Consider the following 21,134-nt stretch of genomic DNA (forward strand, 5'->3'; position numbering starts at 1 on the left):
TCCAACAATAAGCCAAAGAACCATATCACTAGGTAAACGACGTCGACGAATTGTCGCTTTATCGGAAAGTGTTGCCGCTTTAGCAACCCACTCATCAGGAATATGCTCGGAGAAGGTGGTTAGCTGAGCGACATCAACAGGACTCTCTTCAAGAAAGTCAGCAAAATAGTTTTGGATAGACATAAAAAATCGGAAACCTATAAACAGGTTTCCGATTGTCTCTCATCAGAAGGATCGGTCAACCGATCCTTATCTGATCTACATTGCGGGTATTACGGTGTTTGAGCAAGTGCAAACCTATGGTGAAAACAAAGGTTGGCAGGTGGAAAGCATCGATATGGTCAAACACATGAATGCCGATCAAGCCACCTGTGGTTATGGTTGCTCTGGTAATCCTTACGATGCCTATTGGGCATTTAGCCCAGTGGGGCACGGCGATTTGCATGAGCTTGGCCATGGGTTAGAAAAAGGCCGTTTTCGTTTTGCTGGTTGGGAAGGGCATTCCACCACCAACTATTACTCTTATTACAGCAAGTCTCAGTATTTTATAGACACAGGCAAGGAGTCTCAGTGTCAATCTCTAGACTTCAAAGAACAATATGAGTTGTTGCAGCAGAGCCGTCAGCAGGCGGATCCCAATGCGTTTATGGCTGCTCAGAATAAAACCGGCTGGAGTTGGGGGGCGCGCATTTATATTCAGATGATGATGGCAGCGCAGCAACAAGGTATCTTGCAAGATGGCTGGCATCTATTGGGTCGCTTGCACTTGATAGAGCGTGAGTTCAATCGCTTGAAAGGAAGTGCCGAGTTATGGGGCACGAGAAATGAGTCGATTGGCTTTGGGCAATATTCGTTGGAGGAGGCGAATAGTATGACCAATAACGATTGGCTACTGGTCGCGCTGAGTTACATTACCGAGCGAGACATGCGGGCGTATCTTGATATGTGGGGGTTTACCTTCAGTGATAAAGCGAAGCAGCAAGTGATTACTCACAATCATCCCGCGATGCCACTGAACTATTTCGTTTCATCCAAGACGGGTTACTGCACGACGGACTTTGCTAAGCAATTTGTGCCAGTCGATGGCGTAACCGGTTGGCCGTCGAATTAGCCAGTAGTGAAACTCAGAGAGGAGCCTAGGCTCCTCTCTGGTTTTAAATCGATGAACGAATACGGGCTACTCAAAAGTTGCCCAAATAGGCGCGTGATCTGAGGGTTTTTCAATGCCGCGCAGCTCGTAATCGATGTCGGATTCTCGGCACTTGGCGGCCAAAGATGGCGTAGCAAGAATCACGTCAATGCGCAGGCCACGATTATCGTCAAAGCCTTTTGAGCGGTAATCAAACCACGAAAACTTATCATCCACACTTGGATGCAATTTGCGGAACGTATCTTCTAAACCCCAGTTCAGCAACGTTTGTAACCACTCACGTTCTTCGGGCTGGAAAGAACATTTGCCCGTTTTCAACCAGCGTTTACGATTCACTTCTCCAATGCCGATGTCGGCATCGATCGGGCTGATATTGATGTCACCCATCACAACCACTTGCTCACCATTGTCTCTGTGAGTGGTTAGGTACCCCATCAGATCTTGGTAAAACTGGCGTTTATAAGGGAACTTGGTTTCGTGCGCTAAGTTGTCCCCTTGCGGGAAATAGCCGTTCAACACCGTCACTTTTTCACCCTTCTCATCAAGAAAGGTTCCGATGATCATGCGCTTTTGATGTTCTTCATTATCGGTTGGGAATCCTTTTTGGATTTCGATAGGCTCTTGTTTGCACAGCAGAGCAACACCGTAATGTGCCTTCTGACCGTGGAAATAGACTTTATAGCCCATTGCTTCGACGTCTTCGACGGGGAAGGCTTCGTCGTGGACTTTGATTTCTTGCAGACCAATAACATCAGGTTGATGTTTGTCGATCAATGCTTGAAGTTGATGAAGGCGAGCTCGTAACCCATTGATGTTGAAGCTGACTATTTTCATTCTTGATCCTGATTCGTGTTGTTTGACTTGATGTTACCACTCAACTCAATGACTTCAAGAAGAGATAAGTAATCACAGCGATTGATCACATTGATGACTCGATAGTGCGCTACAACTTTGTAACATTTCTAATTGATATCGAGGTGAATTATGCTTTAATGGAAAGCAAATAAAACGAAAGTTTAGCTCTATTTGTTTGCGAATAAGGATGTACTATGCGAACTCTTTCTGTTCAGTGGAAGATTACCCTGCTGTCGGGTTTTTGCTTGCTAATCACTTCTCTCTCTTTAATTGGCTTTTCTGTCTATAACGCGATTGCAAATCAACAGACGTTGAAGCAACAAAGCACTGCGTCTGTCACCTCCAAATCAGAGCAATTAGTGAAAACTCGTGCATTACTCAATGCTACTGAGGTCTCTGAGTTTCTGAATGAGTCGCTATATCGTGCTGAAATGTTAGCGGCGAGTGCTTTGTTTTATAAGACCAATAGTGAAGAGAATTTTGGTGAGAGCGAAGTATTGCGCACAGCACTGGATGAAATGGTTCGTAAATCGGTCGTGAATTTCAAAACCATGCAAGGGGCTTATTTGGTTTTTAAACCCAATATGCTCGATGGTGAAGACGCCAATTATGTGAATGCAGAATATGTGGGGTCTAATGAACGTGGCCAGTTTGCTCCTTACTGGACCACGGCCAATAATGGCGAGAATGTCGTTGCCAGTGTCCTTTCGGAAGCGACTTTGAAATCGGATGAAAACGGCGAGCGTTTTTTGTGTCCTCTGAACTCAGGGCAAGCGTGTATTACTTCCCCTCGCAAAATGACACAAGATGGTGGCAGCTTTTTGACCACCTCTTTGTCGGTTCCTATCCTCGTTGATGGTGACCCAATCGGTTTTATGGGAATTGATGTGCGACTCGATTCTTTACTGCAAATCGCAAACGATTCCGATAGCAGCCTTTTTAATGGGCAGGGACACATTAGCATTGTGAGTTTAGACGGCACTTTGATCGCCAGTGACGATCGCTCCAAAAGTATTGGTAGTGCTTTTGCCAGCTCCTACGTTTCCGCGAACACATTAACGGATTGGCTTTACAGTGGGGGAGAGCAAGTTTCATGGAGTGACGATGGAGAATGGCTACTTGTCTTTGCACCGGTCGTCGTTGCCAACCAAACTTGGGGCGTGATCTTCGAAATGCCAAAATCGGCCGTACTCAAAGATGTCGAGACATTGGATCAAATCATCAGTGACAAGGTTTCATCGGGCATTCAATTTGAGTTGCTGGTGGGGCTTGTCTTGGTGGTGCTAGGGCTATTTACCATCGCCTTTTCCGCCGCCAAGCTAGTGAAGCCAATCAAGGTCGTGGTGGACAGTTTACGCGACATAGAATCTGGCGAAGGGGATCTCACTCAGCGTCTAGTGGTGGGCAGCAAAGATGAGATTGGCCAACTGGCAGAAAGTTTTAATGCTTTTTTAGATAAACTTCAGCGAACCATTGGCAATGTGGCAAAAACGTCTCAACAGCTTGCCGAACAAACAGTGGGGGCCAAACGAGCAGCAGTGGAAACCCGAACTAGCAGTGAATCGCAATTTAAAGAAGTCGATATGGTGGCTACGGCGGCTGAAGAGATGACACAAACCGCAAGTTTGGTTGTGCAAAATGCGGAAGTGGCGGTTGAGGCAGCGAATCGAGCCAGTCAATTCGCGAATAGTGGCCGTGAAGTCATTGAGCGCTCTGAACACGAGATGCTGAAGCTGGTGGAACAAATGACCCAAGCCGTCCCTGTTGTGGAAGAATTGGCCCGTAATAATGGCAATATTACAGAGATCCTGACGGTCATTGAGGGCATTTCAGAGCAAACCAATCTTTTGGCGCTTAATGCGGCGATAGAAGCGGCGCGCGCTGGCGAACAAGGCCGTGGCTTTGCAGTGGTTGCAGATGAAGTTAGAAAATTGGCGAGCAGCACTCAGGATTCTGTAGCAGAAATTCGTACTGTGATTGCTCAAGTACAAAATGGCACCACAGCAGTGGTGGATGCCATCAAGCAAGGTAACGTGTTCGCTCAGCATACCGCGACAGAAGTACAAAATGCAGTTGAGCAATTGCAAAGTGTCTTTGAGTCTATCTCGGCAATCAATGATATGAACAGCCAGATTGTAAAAGCGGCTGAAGAACAGATGGCGGTGTCTGCGGAAGTGAATCAGAGCGTGGTCAACATTCGCGATCTCAGCGGCCAGATTTTATCGCAAGCGCAAGAGTCACAATCGGCTGGCGAAACGATAGAAGCACTCTCAGCAGAGCAGCAACAATTGATGGGGCAGTTTAAAGTTTGATGAAGGGAAGAAGGCTTCTAATTCGCCAGTGCCAGTCATCTCGTGACTGGCACTGGCGTGGTTTAAGCTTGACGATTGAGCTTCGACTCCAAATCTTGCTGGACAATCTTCAGTGCCGCTAGGGCCGTTGCAGCATCAACGTCATTGCTTTCCAATAGATAGATCAAATCGACCGCCAGTTTAATTTCATCCGGTGCTTGTTCCAGTGGTGGAGGGGAAAGGTCATTCATTACTGATTTTTCTCTCTGTATGTGATCTGATTTTCTATCTTTAGCATTGCAGCTTGGCAACGCTCTAATCGCTGTTCTGTTGCTAATAACGCCTGTTGAGCTTGCGTACGAAGAAATGCAGGTGCGGTATCGAGTTCTTTCTGCTTTTCCAACACCATCTCTTTTAGTCTACGCGTCCACTCTTGATGCTGTGCCAACTCTTGATACAACACATTGATTGGTTTGCGATAATGACTAGCATGTTTGATTTCATTCTTGCGAATGGTGGTTGTGGAGAGCTCACGTTGAATCGCAGAGAACTGAGCAACCAACTGTTCTGTGAGATATTCAGCACGTTGGGTTGTGAGTCTCTGATCTTTTTGTTCTCTTAGCAACGCATCCAAAGTCGCTTTGGTCTCTTTAACGCAGGGCACTAAGAGGCGCGCTCGGCAAGCAAACAATCGCTCATCAAACAAAGGGGTGTGATGTTCGCCTCTTTGTCTGTCTAACTGCGCGGCCTGAATAGCAAGCTCATCAAGCCGCAGCGCAATATCTTGTAGTTTCATAGCGTGACAAACCAAGCTTCATAGGCCAGTTTCATGGCAAGAATACTGACGACAGTAACAAAAACCGGACGAATAAACTTTGCGCCAAATCGAATCGCAGAGTGAGCACCCACAAATGCCCCCGCCATCAGGCAAACGCCCATGATTAATCCTAGCCCCCAGTTGATGTGCCCTAAGAAGGCGAACATGACCAACGACGTTATGTTACTGGTAAAGTTCATGGCTTTTGCGAGGCCAGAAGCCAGCAGGATATTGAGTTTATAGAGTGCCATTGAGCTTACGGTCCAGAAAGCACCAGTGCCTGGTCCCGCGACACCATCATAAAATCCTAGTGTGGCACCTTGCACAAATTGCTTTTTGTTCAGCATTGGGCACGGTTCGGGAGTAGTGCTGTCGTGCTCTGTTTCGGGCGTTTTATGCCAAATGGTATAGATGGCAGCGGCTAAAATGATCAGTGGCAGTATTTTCTCTAACCATTCGGTACTGATGGCATCGACAAAGAGTGTGCCCAATGTGGCACCTACCAAAGTGGCTGCAAATGCGCGGAGCCAGCACTGAGGCTTAAACAGGCGTTTGCGATAGTAAGTAAATGCGGCAGTAGAAGAAGCAAACGTCGCGGCAAGTTTGTTTGTTCCTAGTGCAATATGTGGCGGTAAGCCCAGTGAAAGAAGGGCTGGAACGGTGAGCATTCCCCCTCCGCCTGCAACGGCATCGATAAATCCAGCGATGAAAGCAACCAAAGCAAGGACAACAAGCATGGTTGGTTCTAATAATTCCATAGGGTTAACGTTCTTCTAGTTATTAATTGTGTAATGCAGCAAGTTCTATTTTTCAATGATTCGTTTAAAAGGAGGCAGGGAGTCCAGAATCGCTTTGCCATACCGCTTCGAAATCAACCTCTTGTCGAGGATGGTGACTGTACCAGAATCTCGCTCTTTGCGCAGTAATCGTCCTACCGATTGAATCATCTTCTTACTCGCTTCTGGGACAGTGATCTGCATAAATGGATTACCTCCACGAGACTCAATATATTCTGAATGCGCTTGTTCAACTGGTGAGGTTGGGACAGCAAAAGGTATTTTTGTGATCACCAAGTTTTCCAGAAGCTCTCCAGGTAAATCCAGCCCCTCTGAAAAGCTACCTGTACCAAAAAGAATGCTCGTTTTGCCTTTTTCTACTAGTTCTTTATGTTTTTTTAGAATTTCAGTGCGTGATGTTTCGCCTTGCTTTTGCAAAGCCCATCCTCTTTTTACCAATTCTGTTGCTAAACCTTCCGCAACTTGGTTCATTTGCCAATAAGAAGAGAATAAAACCAAGTTTGCCTGTTTGTCTTTTAAATACTTAGGCAAAATCTCGATAAGATATTCCGTAAACTGCGGTGCTTGTGGTTCGTATTTGAGGGCAGGCAGATGCAACTCTGCTTGGTTTTGATAATCGAAAGGTGAGGCCAAAGCAAGAAATTGGACTCCCGATTCCTCACGCATATCAATGCCTGCTTGATGACAGAAATATTGAAATGAGTTCAGTGCTCTCATGGTTGCAGAAACCAACAATGCGCCGACGCAGCGACTCCAGATTTGTTGGTCCAGCTGCCAGCCTACCTCTAAAGGAGAGACACTGACGATAACGTCACCTTCGCGATCCGGATGTTTTTCAAGCCAGCGAGCAAGAGGCGCACCTTTCTCACGGGTCGGCTCTGCCATCAATCGCCACACTTGTGAAAGATTTTCAGTTCGTTGAATATAGAAACCCAGTTCCGCCAAAGCGGGCTCGGCAGTTTTTGCTGAAAGTTCACCATCTTTAACACGTTCGGCGACGAGATCGGCAATTTTAGCGACCGCCTGATGGGCTTTCTGGCTGAAAATTTTGAGCTCTTTTGCCTGCTCTTCTAGCCAAGAAGGGAGTTGGCCATGCTCAAATCGATAGGTGCCTTCCTCAAAACTCGCTGGGTCGAACTGTTTTGCGAGCTGTAGTAAAGAGGGAATCACCACTTGCACGGATTCTTGAAGTTCATTGCGAAAGCGACTAACGCGTTTTTTATCCGCCAAGGCTGCAAACTTGCTGCTGTTTTGGTTTAAGCGTTCGAGCCATGCAGCTGCACCTTTTAGGCTTGAAGCAGCAGAGGCATGATCTCGTGCAACGTGGGGAAGATGATGCGCTTCATCAAAAACGTAAATGGTGTTTTCCGGTTCAGACAGAATAACACCGCCGCCTAAGTCTGCATCAGCCATGACCAAACTGTGATTGGCAATAATGACATCGTGCTTGTCGAGCTCTGAGCGTGCTTTTTGAAAAGGGCAGTGGCGATGGATAGGTAAATTGTTATTGCAGCTATGTTTGTCGCTGACAATCAATTGCCAGAGGCTGTCGTCAATAGGCTTAGGCCAACTGTCTCTATCACCATCCCATTTCCCCTTGGCTAAGCTTTGATACATCGTGGTTAACAGCTCAATGTCTTTCTTTTTGGGTTTTGTTTCAAACATCGCTAGCTGTCCACCGTCGACGCCACTGGCGCTAGCGAGTTTTTCGGCACAGCAATAGCGTTGTCTGCCTTTAGCTAAAACAAAAGAAAAGTTTAAGTCTGAAATTCTTCTGTACAAAGGCAGGTCTTTATTCAGCAATTGCTCTTGTAGAGTAACTGTTGCAGTTGAAATCACCACTTTACGGTTGTTAAGTACTGCCACTGGAATTGCGGCCATAAGGTAGGAAAGTGATTTCCCGATTCCCGTCCCTGCTTCTGCAACAAGAATGCGATTTTTTTTGTGATAGGAACCGCAAAGTGTTTTTGCCATCTCCGCAACGAGATAGTTTTGCGCTCGGCGAGGAATAAAGTTTTCAAGCAGGTTTTGCAGGTTTTGATAGCTGGTGCGAATAGAACTTTGAATTTTACTGGTTATCATACTGTGACCCATGTTCAGACCCACGGATTCTAGCACACATCTCTAAGCGAGGCGTATCTCACGAAATTGGATCCTTTTAATTTAAACCTAGATCTCCTTCACAAAAAAAAACTGAACCTTCATAAGGTTAGATTTAATTCATCAAATAAAAAATATAAACCGCCACTCTAGGGTGTTGTTAAGAGTTTTATTCTTAAATGGCTATTTTTTTGTTCCTTTTTAGGTGTTTTATTCCGAATATTTGCTTGTAACGATTTGTGTAATTTAGGCCTGTTTTGCTTAGAAGTTACTCGAAAAAAAAGCATGCAAACAATGCAAGTTATTGTTTTTGATGAAATTTATGTTTTTTTATATTTGTTTTTTAGGAAATTTGACAGTCAGAATAATCTTTTGCAATCTAACAATCGAAATTTACAGGTGCTGGTTAGCTTTCTCAGGATAGGTAAATCAGTATCAAAAAAACAAAAGGGAACCGGGCAAGGAACTCCCAAACTAAGAAAAGGCAGTGGATTATTATGAAAAAGACTCTAGTAGCTCTTTCTGTATTGATGGCAGCAACATCTGTACAGGCAATCGAACTATACAACAATGCAGGCGTTACGGTTGACCTGAAAGGTGACGTAGAAGTTCGTTACAAAAAAAGCACGGAAAAAGACGCTGAATTGAAGCAAGAGATCGATGATGCTGACTTTGGCTTTGACACTCGTTACGCTATCAACGACGACCTACAAATCGGTGCTTACCTAGAATTCTCTGGTGATAACAATGACCGCGCTACAGATAAAACTAGCGTTGGTAATGTTTACATGGGTTTCTACTCTAAAGAGCTAGGTTCAATCAAGTTTGGTAAACTTGATACACAAATGGATGACGCTGGCGTTGGTTCTGACTTCCTATTTGGCATTCGCTCTTTCGTCGACGATGCTGATTTTGGTGGTGAAGAAGCTATCCGTTACGATCTAGACAAAGGCAATTTCTACGGTGGTCTAGGTCTAATCCAAGACAAACACAACGCACAAAGCTTCGGCGAGAATGGTAACTACTTTGACCTTAAACTAGGTTACCGCGTAGCAGATTTTGATTTTACTCTTTTCTACGCACAAGCAGAGCTTCGCAAAGCGATGGATAAAGATGTAAGTCTTCTAGGTCTAGAAGGCCGTTACACTGGTGTTGAAAACCTAAAACTTGAGCTAGGTTACTACGACAACACAGCAGACGATAACACTGCAAAAACGTCTAACGAAGAAGACACAATCGCTCTAGCAGCAGATTACACTATGGACAAAACAACATTTGCTGCTGGTTACAGCATGACAAATGTTAAAGGCGGTACTGACTTCAACAACTGGTTCTTGAACGCAGGTTACGCTATTGCTCCTAACACAACTGCTTATGTTGAAATTGGTGGAACAGATAAAGACAACACCGAGCTTGGTTACGGCTTCGGTCTAAAAGCATCTTTCTAATCAGTTAGATAATCGTATAATAAAGCCACCGTTTGGTGGCTTTATTTTTTCTTTGGGGATGGAGTTGAATTATGTACATTAGAATGGCCAGTGTGGCTTTTGGTTTGATGCTTAGCTTTACCAGTAATGCAGCTGTGTTAACTTCTGAGCAAGGTGTTTCAGTTCTATTTATCAATGGACAACAAGCAGAGTCTAAAATCGGTGAAAATCAAATAGCACCTGGAAAAAATCAAATTCTAGTTCGCATGGACAAAAAAGTAGGTCGAGGAAGTAGTGCTGAAGTTTTTACTTCCGATCCATATGTTCTCGAGTTCAGTATTGAGTCTGAAGCCAACGTAAAGTTATATCACCCTAAAGCGAGAAGTCATCAAGAAGCCGAAGCTGCTTTCTCTAAGCGCGAGCCTGAGTGGCTGATAAAGCAAAGCGGCGAGTCAATTCCTTATACAATCGAAAAACTACAAGGTCGAGAAGGTTTCCTCCCCTATGGCGACTTGGAAGGATTACTAGCAAAGCATAATGAACAGGCTGGAATGACCGTCATTGATAAAACTCAACAAAGCGAAGTTGCCTCTAATACTAATACGTCAGCCAACGTAAAACATGGTTCAGCACTAACACAACTCCAACACTGGTACAAACAAGCATCGACTGAAGAGCGCAAAGCTTTCCGTAAGTGGATGGTCGATCAAGAGTAATTGTGTTTACGTTACGGCTTAAGTTAGGGCATTAGCCCTAACTTGGTAAGGAAATTTCCTTCCACTCGCCGGGTTGAAGATTTTGCAATGTCATTCCTCCCATTGAGTAACGTACTAGCCTCAACGTCGGGAAGCCAATATGGGCTGTCATGCGTCGCACTTGACGATTTCTTCCTTCAATAATCGTAATGGCTAGCCAAGTGGTGGGGATTGCAGCACGAAATCGGACTGGGGGGGTTCTTTCCCATAGCTGAGGATCTTGGATGATCTCTACTTTAGCGGGCAACGTCAGCCCATCTTTCAGCTCAACACCACGGCGAAGATGTTCGAGCTGTTCCTCGGTTGGAGCGCCTTCTACTTGTACCCAGTAGGTTTTAGGCGATTTGGATTTTGGCTGAGTGAGTTTGGCTTGCAGTATGCCATCATTGGTTAACACCATCAGGCCTTCACTGTCACGATCTAATCTTCCCGCTGCGTATACTCCTTTGACAGGAATAAAGTCTGCTAACGTTTTTCTACCTTCACCATCGGTAAATTGGCTGAGCGTGTCATATGGCTTATTGAAGATAATGATTTTACGTTCTGCCAACGACAAAGATTTTTTGCTCTGTTCATTGTTCTTCCGTTTTACACCATGTCTTTTGGGCGAGCCAACAGATTGAGCTTGTCCGCTTTGTTTAAATCGCTTGGTCGCTGTTTGCTTGTTCGAGCGTGGAGAAGTGCTGCTAGAACGGAATGACATGTTAAGTACCTTGCAAAAATGTAAATGAAGTGTGTGTATAAGTTTTAACTTTCGACGGAATCGGATATGATCTGCGCGCCTTATACTAACAATAGCGCACAGAATAATAGACTATTTTGCGTAATTTGTTTAATTATAAACGTGCACTCATGGATTTAGAGAAACTAACTCAAAGAGTAACAACAAAGAGTGCCAAACGGCGGTTTGCACTAGGGGAGATACTGATACTCAGTGAAAGTGCAAAGCGCGTCAATTCCACTCATCTCAGCTTGCTGAGGTGTTCAAAAATAGGGAAATTTCATGCCTACAGAAAAACCTACAATTATTTACACCATTACTGATGAAGCACCAGCGCTAGCAACTTACTCATTGCTGCCAATTATTCAATCTTTCACTGCTTCTTCAGGCATTAACGTTGAAACTCGCGACATTTCTCTAGCAGGGCGTATTATCGCCAACTTCCCAGAGCACCTAAAAGAAGAACAACGTATTGGCGACGCGCTTGCAGAACTTGGTGAGCTGGCTCAGACGCCAGAAGCGAACATCATCAAGCTGCCAAATATTTCAGCCTCAGTTCCTCAGTTGAAAGCCGCGATTAAAGAGCTTCAAGACAAGGGCTATGATCTGCCAAACTACCCAGAAGAGCCGAGCACTTATGAAGAAGAAGCTATCAAGGCGACTTACGATAAGATTAAAGGCAGTGCGGTAAACCCTGTACTTCGTGAAGGTAACTCGGATCGTCGAGCACCACTGTCAGTGAAGAACTATGCAAAGAAAAACCCGCATTCAATGGGGGCTTGGAGCTCAGATTCGAAGTCTCACGTCTCGAGCATGACGGAAAAAGATTTCTTTGGCAGTGAAAAGTCCGTGATAGTAAACGGTGCAACAAATGTGCAAATTGAATTTGTTGCTGAAGATGGTTCTAAGAAAGTCCTAAAGAAAGCATTTGCGCTGCAAGATAAAGAGATCATCGACTCTGCCGTTCTAAACAAAAATGCACTTGTTGCGTTTTTCGAGAAAGAAATTGCAGAAGCTAAGCAACAAGATGTTTTGCTTTCGCTTCATATGAAGGCAACCATGATGAAGGTGTCAGATCCTGTCATTTTTGGTCATGCGGTCAAAGTTTACTATAAAGACGTTTTTGCCAAATACGGCGATCTTTTCGCTAAGTTGGGTGTTGACGTCAACAACGGACTTGGTGATGTATACGCGAAAATTTCAGCCTTGCCACAAGCACAAAAAGAAGAGATTGAAGCTGCAATTGCTGCGGTTTACGAGTCTCAACCAGCGTTAGCAATGGTCGATTCTGACCGTGGTATTACCAACTTGCATGTACCGAGTGATGTCATCGTTGATGCATCTATGCCTGCAATGCTGCGCGCATCGGGCCAAATGTGGGGTCCTGATGGCAAGCAGAAAGACACCAAAGCATTGATTCCAGATCGTTGCTATGCAGGCGTCTATCAAGCCGTTATCGATTTCTGTAAAGAGCATGGTGCATTTGATCCGACAACAATGGGCAGTGTACCAAACGTTGGTTTGATGGCACAAAAAGCGGAAGAGTACGGCTCACACGACAAGACCTTTATCCTCGATGCGGCAGGCACTGTTAAAGTCGTTACAACAGACGGCGCTGTACTGCTTGAACAAGCAGTTGAAGAAGGTGATATCTTCCGTATGTGCCAAGTTAAAGACGCTCCAATTCAAGATTGGGTCAAACTGGCTGTCACGCGCGCAAGAGCAAGTGGTGCTCCTGCGGTATTCTGGTTGGACGAAAACCGAGCTCACGACGCCGAGCTTATTAAGAAAGTGAATGCCTACTTACCGAATTATGATACAGCAGGTTTAGAAATTAAGATCTTAGCACCGGTAGATGCGTGTAAGTTCTCACTCGAGCGCATCAAAGCGGGTCAAGACACCATTTCTGTGACTGGTAACGTACTACGTGACTACTTAACCGATTTGTTCCCAATTCTAGAATTAGGTACATCGGCAAAAATGCTCTCTATCGTTCCACTGATGAACGGTGGCGGCCTATTTGAAACCGGAGCTGGTGGTTCTGCACCTAAGCACGTACAGCAAGTTCAAAAAGAAAATCATCTTCGTTGGGATTCTCTCGGTGAATTTTTGGCGCTAGCGGCTTCACTGGAACATTTGAGCGTGGTGTCTGGAAACGCTAAAGCAAAAGTATTGGCTGATGCATTAGACGCTGCGACAGGCGAGTTTTTGGATACAAACAAGTCTCCGTCTCGTAAAGTGGGTGAGTTAGACAACCGTGGTAGCCATTACTACTTGGCGGCTTACTGGGCGAAAGCGTTGGCAGAGCAAACCGCAGACGCTGAATTGGCGGCTGAATTTGCTCCAATTGCAAAAGCACTTGCAGAGCAAGAGGCAGTTATTGTCGCTGAGTTAAATGGTGCGCAAGGTGCACCAGGTGATCTTGGCGGTTATTACCTATTTGACGATGCTAAAACCTCGGCTCTGATGCGACCAAGTCAATCCTTAAACCAAGTGATTGAAGCTTAATGCAAAAAACAAAACCCGCCGAAAGGCGGGTTTTTCAATAAGAGCTAAAGCGTTGCTTAAAAGTGAATTTTGTCGCAATACCAGTCTTACTTCGTTGCTTGTACTTCGAGTGGAACGACGCTGCTAGCGTGACACCCTTTCGGACCTTTCTCAATCTCATACGTGACTTGTTGGCCCGCTTTCAGTGTACGATAACCGTCCATCTGAATCGTTGAGTAGTGGGCGAAGATGTCGCCTTCCTCTTGATCTGAACAGATAAAACCAAATCCTTTGGCGTTATTGAACCACTTTACTGTACCTGTAGCCATGCTATACATCCCTCATGCATTTTGTTACTGATGTTGTTAGCCAATCTTTAGCCTGTGTAACAGACTGATGGCAAATTTGCTTTTAAGCTAAATTTAAGAATTTCGTGTGATGGATTTTTGGCAGTTAAACTTTTTTGCAAGTTTCGCGTTTTGCGAAGCGAAGCACTAAGTGAAGAAAAATTCATCAACACCAACCAATGTAGTCAATGATTTTGGCTAGTCAATAGTAAAAATGTATTAATAACAACATAATCGCAAACAGATCACTTTTGGGTTTAACATTTTTGCAAAAGTTTCTTTGTTGAGTGATTGAGCTTTTCCCTAAAATGAGTTGACGTCTGATGGCAAAAGCATCAAACAGTTGCAGATAAATAGCCTAGTCTCATCTTTTTATTTGCAGCCTGCTGTGGCGTGAATTAGTCTCTAAGTAAGGGAAATTACACGCGAAGGCTAACTGACTACACCGAGCTTGGTGCTTATGGTAAAGTGTTTGCAGGTATCTGACTCTTTGTTGAAAGTCCCAAGTGTTTAATAGAAGCCATGAGTAAAAATTTTGAATGGATCACTCCAGATTCAGATTTACTGGAGAAAGAAATAACCCAGATTCAACCGCCCAAGAAGTACAACGTGGTGCTAAACAACGATGATTACACCCCGATGGATTTCGTGATTGATGTTCTTGAGCGTTTTTTTTCGCATGATTTAGATAAAGCTACGCAGATCATGCTGAAAGTTCACTACGAAGGAAAAGCAATTTGTGGCACGTATAGTGCAGAGATTGCTGAAACGAAAGTAGCGCAGGTAACGATGTATTCAAGGGAAAATGAACATCCGTTGCTGTGTACGATGGAGCAAGCGTAAAGATAAGACTTGCTCGAGCAACCAAGTTGTTCTCACAGGAGGTACTTATGCTTAATAAAGAATTAGAGTCGAGCCTGAATGGCGCTTTCGCTCGTGCTCGTGACAAACGACATGAGTTCATGACTGTTGAACACCTCCTACTCGCGTTGTTGGAAAACAATGCTGCGAAGGAAGCTCTTTTGGCGTGCAAAGCCGATCTCAATGCTCTGCGATATGAACTGGATGTGTTCATTGATCAGACAACTCCTCTTATTCCAGACAATGATGAAACTCGGGAAACTCAGCCTACGTTGAGCTTTCAGCGAGTGCTTCAACGAGCTGTGTTTCATGTTCAGTCTTCCGGTCGCAGTGAAGTCACTGGTGCAAATGTGCTGGTTGCTATCTTTAGTGAACAAGAATCGCACGCGGCTTATCTATTGAAGAAAAATGATATTTCACGATTGGATATCGTGAATTACATTTCTCACGGTATCACGAAAGCATCTGGCGCGAGTGATGACTCTTCTTCGTCAGACTCCTTCGGCAGCGATTCGAGTAGTGAAGAGAGTAGCTCAGAAGAACGCTTAGAAAGTTTTGCTACCAACCTCAATCAAGTTGCGAAAGATGGCCATATTGATCCTCTAATTGGCCGAGATAAAGAGTTGGAACGTACGATACAAGTACTTTGTCGTCGCCGTAAAAACAACCCACTTCTCGTTGGTGAAGCGGGGGTTGGTAAGACAGCCATTGCAGAAGGATTGGCGTGGCGAATTGTCGAGGGCTCGGTACCAGACGTTATTAAAGACAGCGTCATCTATTCGCTAGATATTGGCTCATTGCTGGCGGGAACCAAATACCGTGGCGATTTCGAGAAGCGTTTTAAGACCATTCTTAAGCAGCTAGAGAAAGAAAAAGACGCCATCTTATTTATTGATGAAATTCACACCATCATTGGTGCTGGTGCGGCTTCTGGTGGCCAGGTTGATGCCGCAAACTTGATTAAACCGTTATTAAGTGGCGGAAAGCTACGCTGTATCGGCTCTACTACCTATCAAGAATACAGCAACATTTTTGAGAAAGAGCGTGCTTTGTCTCGCCGTTTCCAAAAAATCGACGTTGTCGAGCCTTCGTTAGATGACACAACGAAGATTTTGATGGGGTTGAAATCTAAATACGAAGCGCACCATGATGTCCGCTATACCAACAAAGCGCTGAGAGCTGCGGTTGAACTATCTGCGAAGTACATTAATGAACGTCATTTGCCTGACAAGGCGATAGACGTGATTGATGAAGCGGGTGCACGTAGTCGCCTGACGCCAGCGAGTCGTCGTAAGAAAACGGTTGGAGTGGCAGATATTGAAGCCATGGTGGCTAAAATGGCTCGTATCCCAGAAAAATCGGTATCCTCTTCGGATAAAGATATTCTCAAGAGCCTTGATGACAAGATGAAAATGTTGGTGTTTGGGCAAGATGCGGCGATTGACGTACTTTGTGAAGCCATCAAGCTCAGCCGTGCGGGATTAGGCGCAGAAAACAAACCTGTGGGCTCTTTCTTGTTTGCTGGCCCTACTGGTGTTGGTAAAACTGAGGTCACCGTTCAGCTGTCGAAGCTACTTGGGATCGAGTTATTACGCTTTGATATGTCCGAGTATGGTGAGAGACATTCAGTGAGCCGTTTGATTGGTGCGCCTCCAGGTTATGTTGGCTACGATCAAGGTGGTTTGCTCACGGATGCGGTGATCAAACATCCTCATGCCGTTGTGCTGCTGGATGAAATTGAAAAAGCGCACCCAGATATCTTCAACCTATTATTGCAGGTGATGGATAACGGCACGCTTACCGATAACAATGGTCGTAAAGCGGATTTCCGTAATGTCATCTTAGTCATGACCACCAATGCTGGTGTCGCAGAGACTGAGAAGAAATCGATTGGTTTGATTCAGCAGGATCATAGCCATGATGCGATGGCGGAAATTAAGAAAGTCTTCACTCCAGAGTTTCGCAATCGTCTCGATAACATCATTTGGTTTAATAGCCTTGATGAAGCGATTATTCATCAGGTGGTGGACAAGTTTATCGTCGAGCTACAAGTGCAGTTGGATGCGCGTGGTGTTTCTTTGGAAGTGTCTGAAGATGCTCGTCACTGGTTGGCAAACAAAGGTTACGATAAAGCCATGGGTGCCCGACCAATGAGCCGAGTTATTCAAGATAAACTGAAAAAACCGTTGGCAAATGAGCTGCTGTTTGGTTCGTTAATCGATGGTGGTACGGTGAAAGTCACGTTAGAGAAAGATGATTTGAAGTTTGAGTATCTGACAACGCGTGAAGAAGCGGTTCATTAAAAGTAAATAATAAAGCGAGCTAAGGCTTGCTTTATTATTGATAGCGTACACAAACGCGCGACGCAGGCGTTTCTGTACGCGACATGATTCTAGTCAAACAAAAAGCGGAGCATAGCGCTCCGCTTTTTGTTTGACTGCGATAATCAGAGATTAACGAGCACGGAAGACGATGCGGCCTTTCGATAGGTCGTATGGAGTCATCTCTACAGTTACTTTGTCACCCGTTAGAATACGGATGTAGTTTTTACGCATTTTGCCTGAAATGTGCGCAGTTACAACGTGGCCGTTTTCAAGCTCAACGCGGAACATAGTGTTTGGTAGAGTATCAAGAACAGTGCCTTGCATCTCAATTACGTCTTCTTTAGCCATTTAATCCTCTTAGAAACTTGGCGAATCTTGACGGTTACATAAGCCGTCAAAATGTAAAAAAGTAAAGTTGGGGCGTATTCTACCCTTGCCAACGCTGATTTACTAGTTTTTGGTGGCGATGAAAGCGAACTTTATAGTTCATCGCTGGGCACTCGTCAATCTGATAACCCAAATAGAGCCATTGTTTATTCTCTTCTTGGCAGTATTCCAATTGAAATAACACGGCCAGAGTCCCCAGAGATAGCTCATGTTCTGGTTCGAAAAAGGTGTAAAAAGCACTGGCGCAATGTTCCATGATGTCTGTCACTGCGACAGCGATTAAGCGCTGTCCTTCATAGATGTGGAGAAACTGCGTGGTTAGCCATTGATTACGAGAAAAATGAGCAAAGTCGTCTTTTTTCGGGGGGTACATGGTTCCGTTACGATGTCGAGCAACAATGTATCGACTATAGAGATCGAACCAGTTTTCATCCATATTTCGCTTCATCGACCAGCTAAGGGGGCGTGCTTTGGCCAGCAAACGCTTTTGGCTGCGTGAAAGTTCAATGTCGGGTACTGATATGCGAATGGGTTGGCATGAGTGGCAGCTATCACAATGAGGCTTGTAGATGGTATTGCCACTGCGACGAAATCCATTGGCCAACAGAACTTCATAATTGTCAGCTGTGTGCATATCCGCCTCAAGTGCCACGGCGACTCGTTCTTTTCTCTCGGGCAAATAACTGCAAGGATGATTGTCTGTGAGCCCTATTTTAATTTGGTGGATATCTGAACTCATGCATTGTGCCTCTTCAACCATTGGGGTGAGAAACAACCCGACGTTACTCTCTGTTGTTTTAAGCATAGCAGCCGTTGGAGAAATTCCTCTCTCGGCAACGTAAAAGCCCCCAATGAGTGCAAATGAGAATTCATCACCTGGCAATCGATCAGTTTGCCACCATGCTCGCTGAAATGACGGCAAAAATACCATAACGCAATTTTAGATGCGTTGGTTTCGAGGCTAAACATCGATTCGCCACAAAACAGTTCTCCTATGCTAAGACCATAGAAACCACCAATGAGTTTTTGATCTTGCCAAACCTCAACCGAGTGACAGATTCCTTGCAACGCTAATGAGGTGTAGGCCGCTTGCATCTCATCATTCAACCAAGTTTCTTCCGCGGGGCGTGTGTTGCCACACAGCTTAATGACTTCTGGCGTCGCATGATTAATGCTGACTTGGTATTGAGCCTTTCTCTGGAACTTTTTAAGGCTTTTAGAGGGTGAGAAGGTGTTTGGATCAAAAACAGCTCGCGTTGATGGACTCCACCACAAAATCGGTTCTCCCGGCCCGTACCACGGAAAAATACCATGGTGATATGCCGCGATCAGTCTTTCTGGTGTGAGGTCACCACCAAAGGCCAACAAGCCATTGGGATCGGCCAATGCCTTTTCTGCAGGAGGAAAGTCTAAACTTTTACTATCAAGTTCTGTCAGATAGATCGCCATGTGAGAATATCTATAGTCCGGTTTGAGGAGATGTTTATGAAAAAATGGTTGTATTGCCTGCTGTTTATGCCGTTTCTAGTGCACGCAAACTATGAGAGGAATGTAGCAAAGCCAGTGAATAAAGTCATTTATGGCGAAGTGGAATCAGTTCGATACATTTCTCAACAGGAGATTATGCGCTCTCAAGCCGAAGGATGGAAAACATTGCTCGGTGCCACGATGGGTGGTTTAGTTGGCAATCAGTTTGGAGGAGGGACAGGAAAAGAGGTTGCAACAGCCATTGGCGCAGTAGCGGGAGCGGTGATAGTACAAAACCAAGGTCAAAGTGAATACCGCATTGAATATCAACTGGTTGAATTGTTGATTAAGACGGAAAAGGGGCAGTTGATTAATGTTATTCAGGATGTGGATAAGAACATGTTATTCAACCGAGCGGATAAGGTTCGGATGCTTTATTTTGATGATGGGGTTAGGGTTGATTTAGCACTGTAGATTTGAGTAATTATTCACTCATTTTCACTGGTTTTATCGGTTTTTTTTCGTTAGTCTGAAGTCACGAAGAATAAGTTGAAGTCCTCACTTTAAGGAAAACGGGACTCAAGGATTAACTCAATTAATGGAAAGCCTTACGTTACAACCGATTAAAAAAGTCAATGGTGAAGTGAACCTGCCTGGTTCAAAAAGTGTTTCTAACCGCGCCTTGTTATTGGCTGCCCTTGCTAAAGGCACAACGCGACTCACTAACTTGTTAGATAGTGATGATATCCGTCATATGCTTAATGCGCTAACGAAGCTTGGCGTGCATTATGAGCTCTCTGCCGACAAAACTGTTTGTGTTGTGGAAGGCTTAGGCCGACCGTTTACAGCGGCTGAAGCTCAGGAGTTGTTTTTAGGCAACGCCGGTACAGCGATGCGCCCACTTGCCGCAGCGCTTTGTTTGGGCAAAGGGGAATTTGTACTGACGGGTGAACCACGAATGAAAGAGCGCCCTATTGGGCACTTAGTGGACGCCTTAAGAGAAGCGGGTGCCCAAATCGAGTATCTTGAAAACGAAAACTACCCACCGTTGAAAATCAACGCAACAGGCTTACAGGCGGGAACTGTTAATATTGACGGTTCTATTTCTAGCCAATTCTTAACTGCATTTTTAATGGCGGCACCGTTAGCACAAGGTGAAGTGAAAATTCATATTGTCGGTGAACTCGTTTCAAAACCTTACATCGATATTACACTGCACATCATGAAGCAATTTGGTGTGGATGTGGTCAATAATGCCTACCAAGAATTTATTATTCCAGCTGGTCAAAGCTATGTTTCCCCTGGCCAATTCTTGGTGGAAGGGGATGCCTCGTCGGCGTCTTATTTTCTCGCTGCTGCCGCCATTAAAGGTGGCGAGATCAAGGTAACGGGAATCGGCAAAAATAGCATTCAGGGAGACATCCATTTTGCTGATGCTCTTGAGAAAATGGGTGCCGAAATTGAGTGGGGAGAAGACTACGTCATCTCTCGCGTTGGTCGCCTAAAAGGCATCGACATGGATTACAATCATATCCCTGACGCGGCAATGACCATTGCTACCACGGCTCTTTTCGCCCAAGGCACAACAGCCATTCGCAACGTGTACAACTGGCGAGTAAAAGAAACCGATCGATTATCCGCTATGGCAACGGAGTTACGTAAAGTGGGCGCGGAAGTGGAAGAGGGGGAGGATTACCTCATCGTTAATCCGCCACAACAACTCACGCATGCCGCCATTGATACTTATGATGATCACCGTATCGCGATGTGTTTTTCCTTGGTAGCGCTGAGCGACACTCCTGTGACCATTAACGATCCGAAGTGCACGTCAAAAACATTTCCAGATTACTTTGACAAGCTGGCTTCACTGAGTGAGTTAGCGTAAGAATAAAAGCCTTGGTGAAATGCCAAGGCTTTCTTTTCTCCGTTCAGCGTGAAGTTGTCGCGGTGTTGGTTGCGCACGCTTGTAGAAATGTAAGTCCGAGAAGGTACATAGTAAATCTATGCTGATGGAGATTTACTCGCTTACCGGCTAACATCAACGTCAACTCGTTTATGGGAATATTGGCGTATCAGTGGGGAGATTATTTGTTGAGAGTAAACTCTTTCGACAAATGGTGCGCGAGATACTTAAACATGTTGAAAACCGACGTGGTATTGGCTGTTGGTAGTCCGTTATGGTCTAAGAAATATTCGCCTTTAAACACCAGTACGCCATCTTTTTCGTCGACGCTGGTTGCTCTCATTCCCTCTATGTAATCGTCATGCTCTTGGATGATGTGGTTGGCAATTAATAGCAGTTCAAATTCAGAAATGGATTTCTTGTCACTCATTTTCTTAGCGCCTTT

At 44.9% G+C, this 21,134-nt stretch carries 20 protein-coding genes and 1 pseudogene; 9 read left to right on the forward strand and 12 right to left on the reverse strand.

The genetic code is table 11. The features are described from left to right. On the reverse strand, nucleotides 1-183 hold a 183-nt coding region (locus CIK04_RS21475), incomplete at its 3' end, for a transposase domain-containing protein (RefSeq protein ID WP_176463270.1). 85 nt (nucleotides 184-268) lie between these two features. On the opposite strand from CIK04_RS21475, the pseudogene CIK04_RS21480 reads away from it, so the two are divergent. Then, nucleotides 269-1,111 (forward strand): annotated as a pseudogene (locus tag CIK04_RS21480) (ImpA family metalloprotease); the annotation flags it as partial. 66 nt (nucleotides 1,112-1,177) lie between these two features. Here the strand turns inward: CIK04_RS21480 and xthA are convergent. Beyond that, complete coding sequence (gene xthA, locus CIK04_RS21485) at nucleotides 1,178-1,984, reverse strand: exodeoxyribonuclease III (RefSeq protein ID WP_097352933.1); 807 nt, start codon at nucleotides 1,982-1,984, stop codon at nucleotides 1,178-1,180. A gap of 215 nt (nucleotides 1,985-2,199) precedes the next feature. Here xthA and CIK04_RS21490 point away from each other — a divergent pair, with 215 nt between their 5' ends. After that, entirely contained in the window at nucleotides 2,200-4,317 is a 2,118-nt protein-coding gene (locus tag CIK04_RS21490) for a methyl-accepting chemotaxis protein (RefSeq protein ID WP_097352934.1), read from the forward strand. Nucleotides 4,318-4,379: 62 nt separating this feature from the next. Here the strand turns inward: CIK04_RS21490 and rsmS are convergent, their stop codons facing one another. The 4 genes from rsmS to dinG are packed head-to-tail and all read right to left on the reverse strand — an operon-like array spanning nucleotide 4,380 to nucleotide 7,992. Beyond that, nucleotides 4,380-4,547: a pleiotropic regulatory protein RsmS gene (gene rsmS, locus CIK04_RS21495; protein WP_011079994.1), complete on the reverse strand. Its 168-nt coding sequence runs from the start codon at nucleotides 4,545-4,547 to the stop codon at nucleotides 4,380-4,382. Next, entirely contained in the window at nucleotides 4,547-5,092 is a 546-nt protein-coding gene (locus CIK04_RS21500) for a primosomal replication protein (protein WP_017422003.1), read from the reverse strand. The genes rsmS and CIK04_RS21500 overlap by 1 nt, the downstream gene beginning before the upstream one ends. Then, a complete protein-coding gene (locus CIK04_RS21505) occupies nucleotides 5,089-5,871 on the reverse strand; it encodes a TSUP family transporter (RefSeq protein ID WP_017422002.1) in 783 nt (260 codons plus the stop codon). The genes CIK04_RS21500 and CIK04_RS21505 overlap by 4 nt, the downstream gene beginning before the upstream one ends. A 45-nt stretch (nucleotides 5,872-5,916) precedes the next feature. Then, complete coding sequence (gene dinG / locus CIK04_RS21510) at nucleotides 5,917-7,992, reverse strand: ATP-dependent DNA helicase DinG (RefSeq protein ID WP_097352984.1); 2,076 nt, start codon at nucleotides 7,990-7,992, stop codon at nucleotides 5,917-5,919. Nucleotides 7,993-8,507: 515 nt separating this feature from the next. Between dinG and CIK04_RS21515 the strand changes: the two genes are divergently transcribed. Further along, nucleotides 8,508-9,458, forward strand: a complete 951-nt coding sequence (locus tag CIK04_RS21515) for a porin (protein ID WP_097352936.1) — start codon at nucleotides 8,508-8,510, stop codon at nucleotides 9,456-9,458. A 71-nt stretch (nucleotides 9,459-9,529) separates the two neighbouring features. Then, nucleotides 9,530-10,153 carry a DUF2057 domain-containing protein gene (locus CIK04_RS21520; RefSeq protein WP_097352937.1) on the forward strand — a complete coding sequence of 208 codons (624 nt, stop codon included), beginning with the start codon at nucleotides 9,530-9,532 and terminating at the stop codon, nucleotides 10,151-10,153. Nucleotides 10,154-10,190: 37 nt separating this feature from the next. On the opposite strand, the gene CIK04_RS21525 is transcribed toward CIK04_RS21520, so the two are convergent. Beyond that, nucleotides 10,191-10,895, reverse strand: coding sequence for an rRNA large subunit pseudouridine synthase E (locus tag CIK04_RS21525; RefSeq protein WP_097352938.1), 705 nt, complete (start codon nucleotides 10,893-10,895; stop codon nucleotides 10,191-10,193). Between the two features lie 300 nt (nucleotides 10,896-11,195). Here CIK04_RS21525 and CIK04_RS21530 point away from each other — a divergent pair, with 300 nt between their 5' ends. Further along, nucleotides 11,196-13,421, forward strand: coding sequence for an NADP-dependent isocitrate dehydrogenase (locus CIK04_RS21530; RefSeq protein WP_097352939.1), 2,226 nt, complete (start codon nucleotides 11,196-11,198; stop codon nucleotides 13,419-13,421). An 86-nt stretch (nucleotides 13,422-13,507) separates the two neighbouring features. Here the strand turns inward: CIK04_RS21530 and cspD are convergent, their stop codons facing one another. Further along, a complete protein-coding gene (cspD, locus tag CIK04_RS21535; protein WP_013571399.1) occupies nucleotides 13,508-13,729 on the reverse strand; it encodes a cold shock domain-containing protein CspD in 222 nt (73 codons plus the stop codon). A 540-nt stretch (nucleotides 13,730-14,269) separates the two neighbouring features. Here cspD and clpS point away from each other — a divergent pair. Continuing rightward, nucleotides 14,270-14,590 (forward strand): ATP-dependent Clp protease adapter ClpS, encoded by a 321-nt coding sequence (clpS, locus tag CIK04_RS21540; protein ID WP_011080003.1) that lies wholly within the window; start codon nucleotides 14,270-14,272, stop codon nucleotides 14,588-14,590. A gap of 47 nt (nucleotides 14,591-14,637) precedes the next feature. Beyond that, nucleotides 14,638-16,911, forward strand: a complete 2,274-nt coding sequence (gene clpA, locus CIK04_RS21545) for an ATP-dependent Clp protease ATP-binding subunit ClpA (protein ID WP_045609362.1) — start codon at nucleotides 14,638-14,640, stop codon at nucleotides 16,909-16,911. Between the two features lie 150 nt (nucleotides 16,912-17,061). On the opposite strand, the gene infA is transcribed toward clpA, so the two are convergent. From infA to aat, 3 genes are all read right to left on the reverse strand, one after another. Continuing rightward, on the reverse strand, nucleotides 17,062-17,280 hold the full coding sequence (gene infA, locus CIK04_RS21550; RefSeq protein ID WP_001040192.1) for a translation initiation factor IF-1: 219 nt from the start codon (nucleotides 17,278-17,280) through the stop codon (nucleotides 17,062-17,064). A gap of 79 nt (nucleotides 17,281-17,359) precedes the next feature. Further along, on the reverse strand, nucleotides 17,360-18,058 hold the full coding sequence (locus CIK04_RS21555) for an arginyltransferase (RefSeq protein WP_026050616.1): 699 nt from the start codon (nucleotides 18,056-18,058) through the stop codon (nucleotides 17,360-17,362). Next, entirely contained in the window at nucleotides 18,055-18,768 is a 714-nt protein-coding gene (gene aat / locus CIK04_RS21560) for a leucyl/phenylalanyl-tRNA--protein transferase (protein WP_097352940.1), read from the reverse strand. The genes CIK04_RS21555 and aat overlap by 4 nt, the downstream gene beginning before the upstream one ends. Before the next feature lie 30 nt (nucleotides 18,769-18,798). Between aat and CIK04_RS21565 the strand changes: the two genes are divergently transcribed. Then, a complete protein-coding gene (locus CIK04_RS21565) occupies nucleotides 18,799-19,260 on the forward strand; it encodes a glycine zipper 2TM domain-containing protein (protein WP_038939847.1) in 462 nt (153 codons plus the stop codon). 124 nt (nucleotides 19,261-19,384) lie between these two features. After that, nucleotides 19,385-20,671: a 3-phosphoshikimate 1-carboxyvinyltransferase gene (gene aroA / locus CIK04_RS21570; protein ID WP_017421993.1), complete on the forward strand. Its 1,287-nt coding sequence runs from the start codon at nucleotides 19,385-19,387 to the stop codon at nucleotides 20,669-20,671. 199 nt (nucleotides 20,672-20,870) lie between these two features. Here the strand turns inward: aroA and CIK04_RS21575 are convergent, their stop codons facing one another. Next, the gene (locus CIK04_RS21575; protein ID WP_017421992.1) at nucleotides 20,871-21,119 is read right to left on the reverse strand and encodes a YciN family protein; all 249 of its coding nucleotides are present in this window, start codon (nucleotides 21,117-21,119) and stop codon (nucleotides 20,871-20,873) included. Nucleotides 21,120-21,134 lie beyond the last annotated feature (15 nt).

Source organism: Vibrio sp. 03_296 (genome assembly GCF_002265885.1).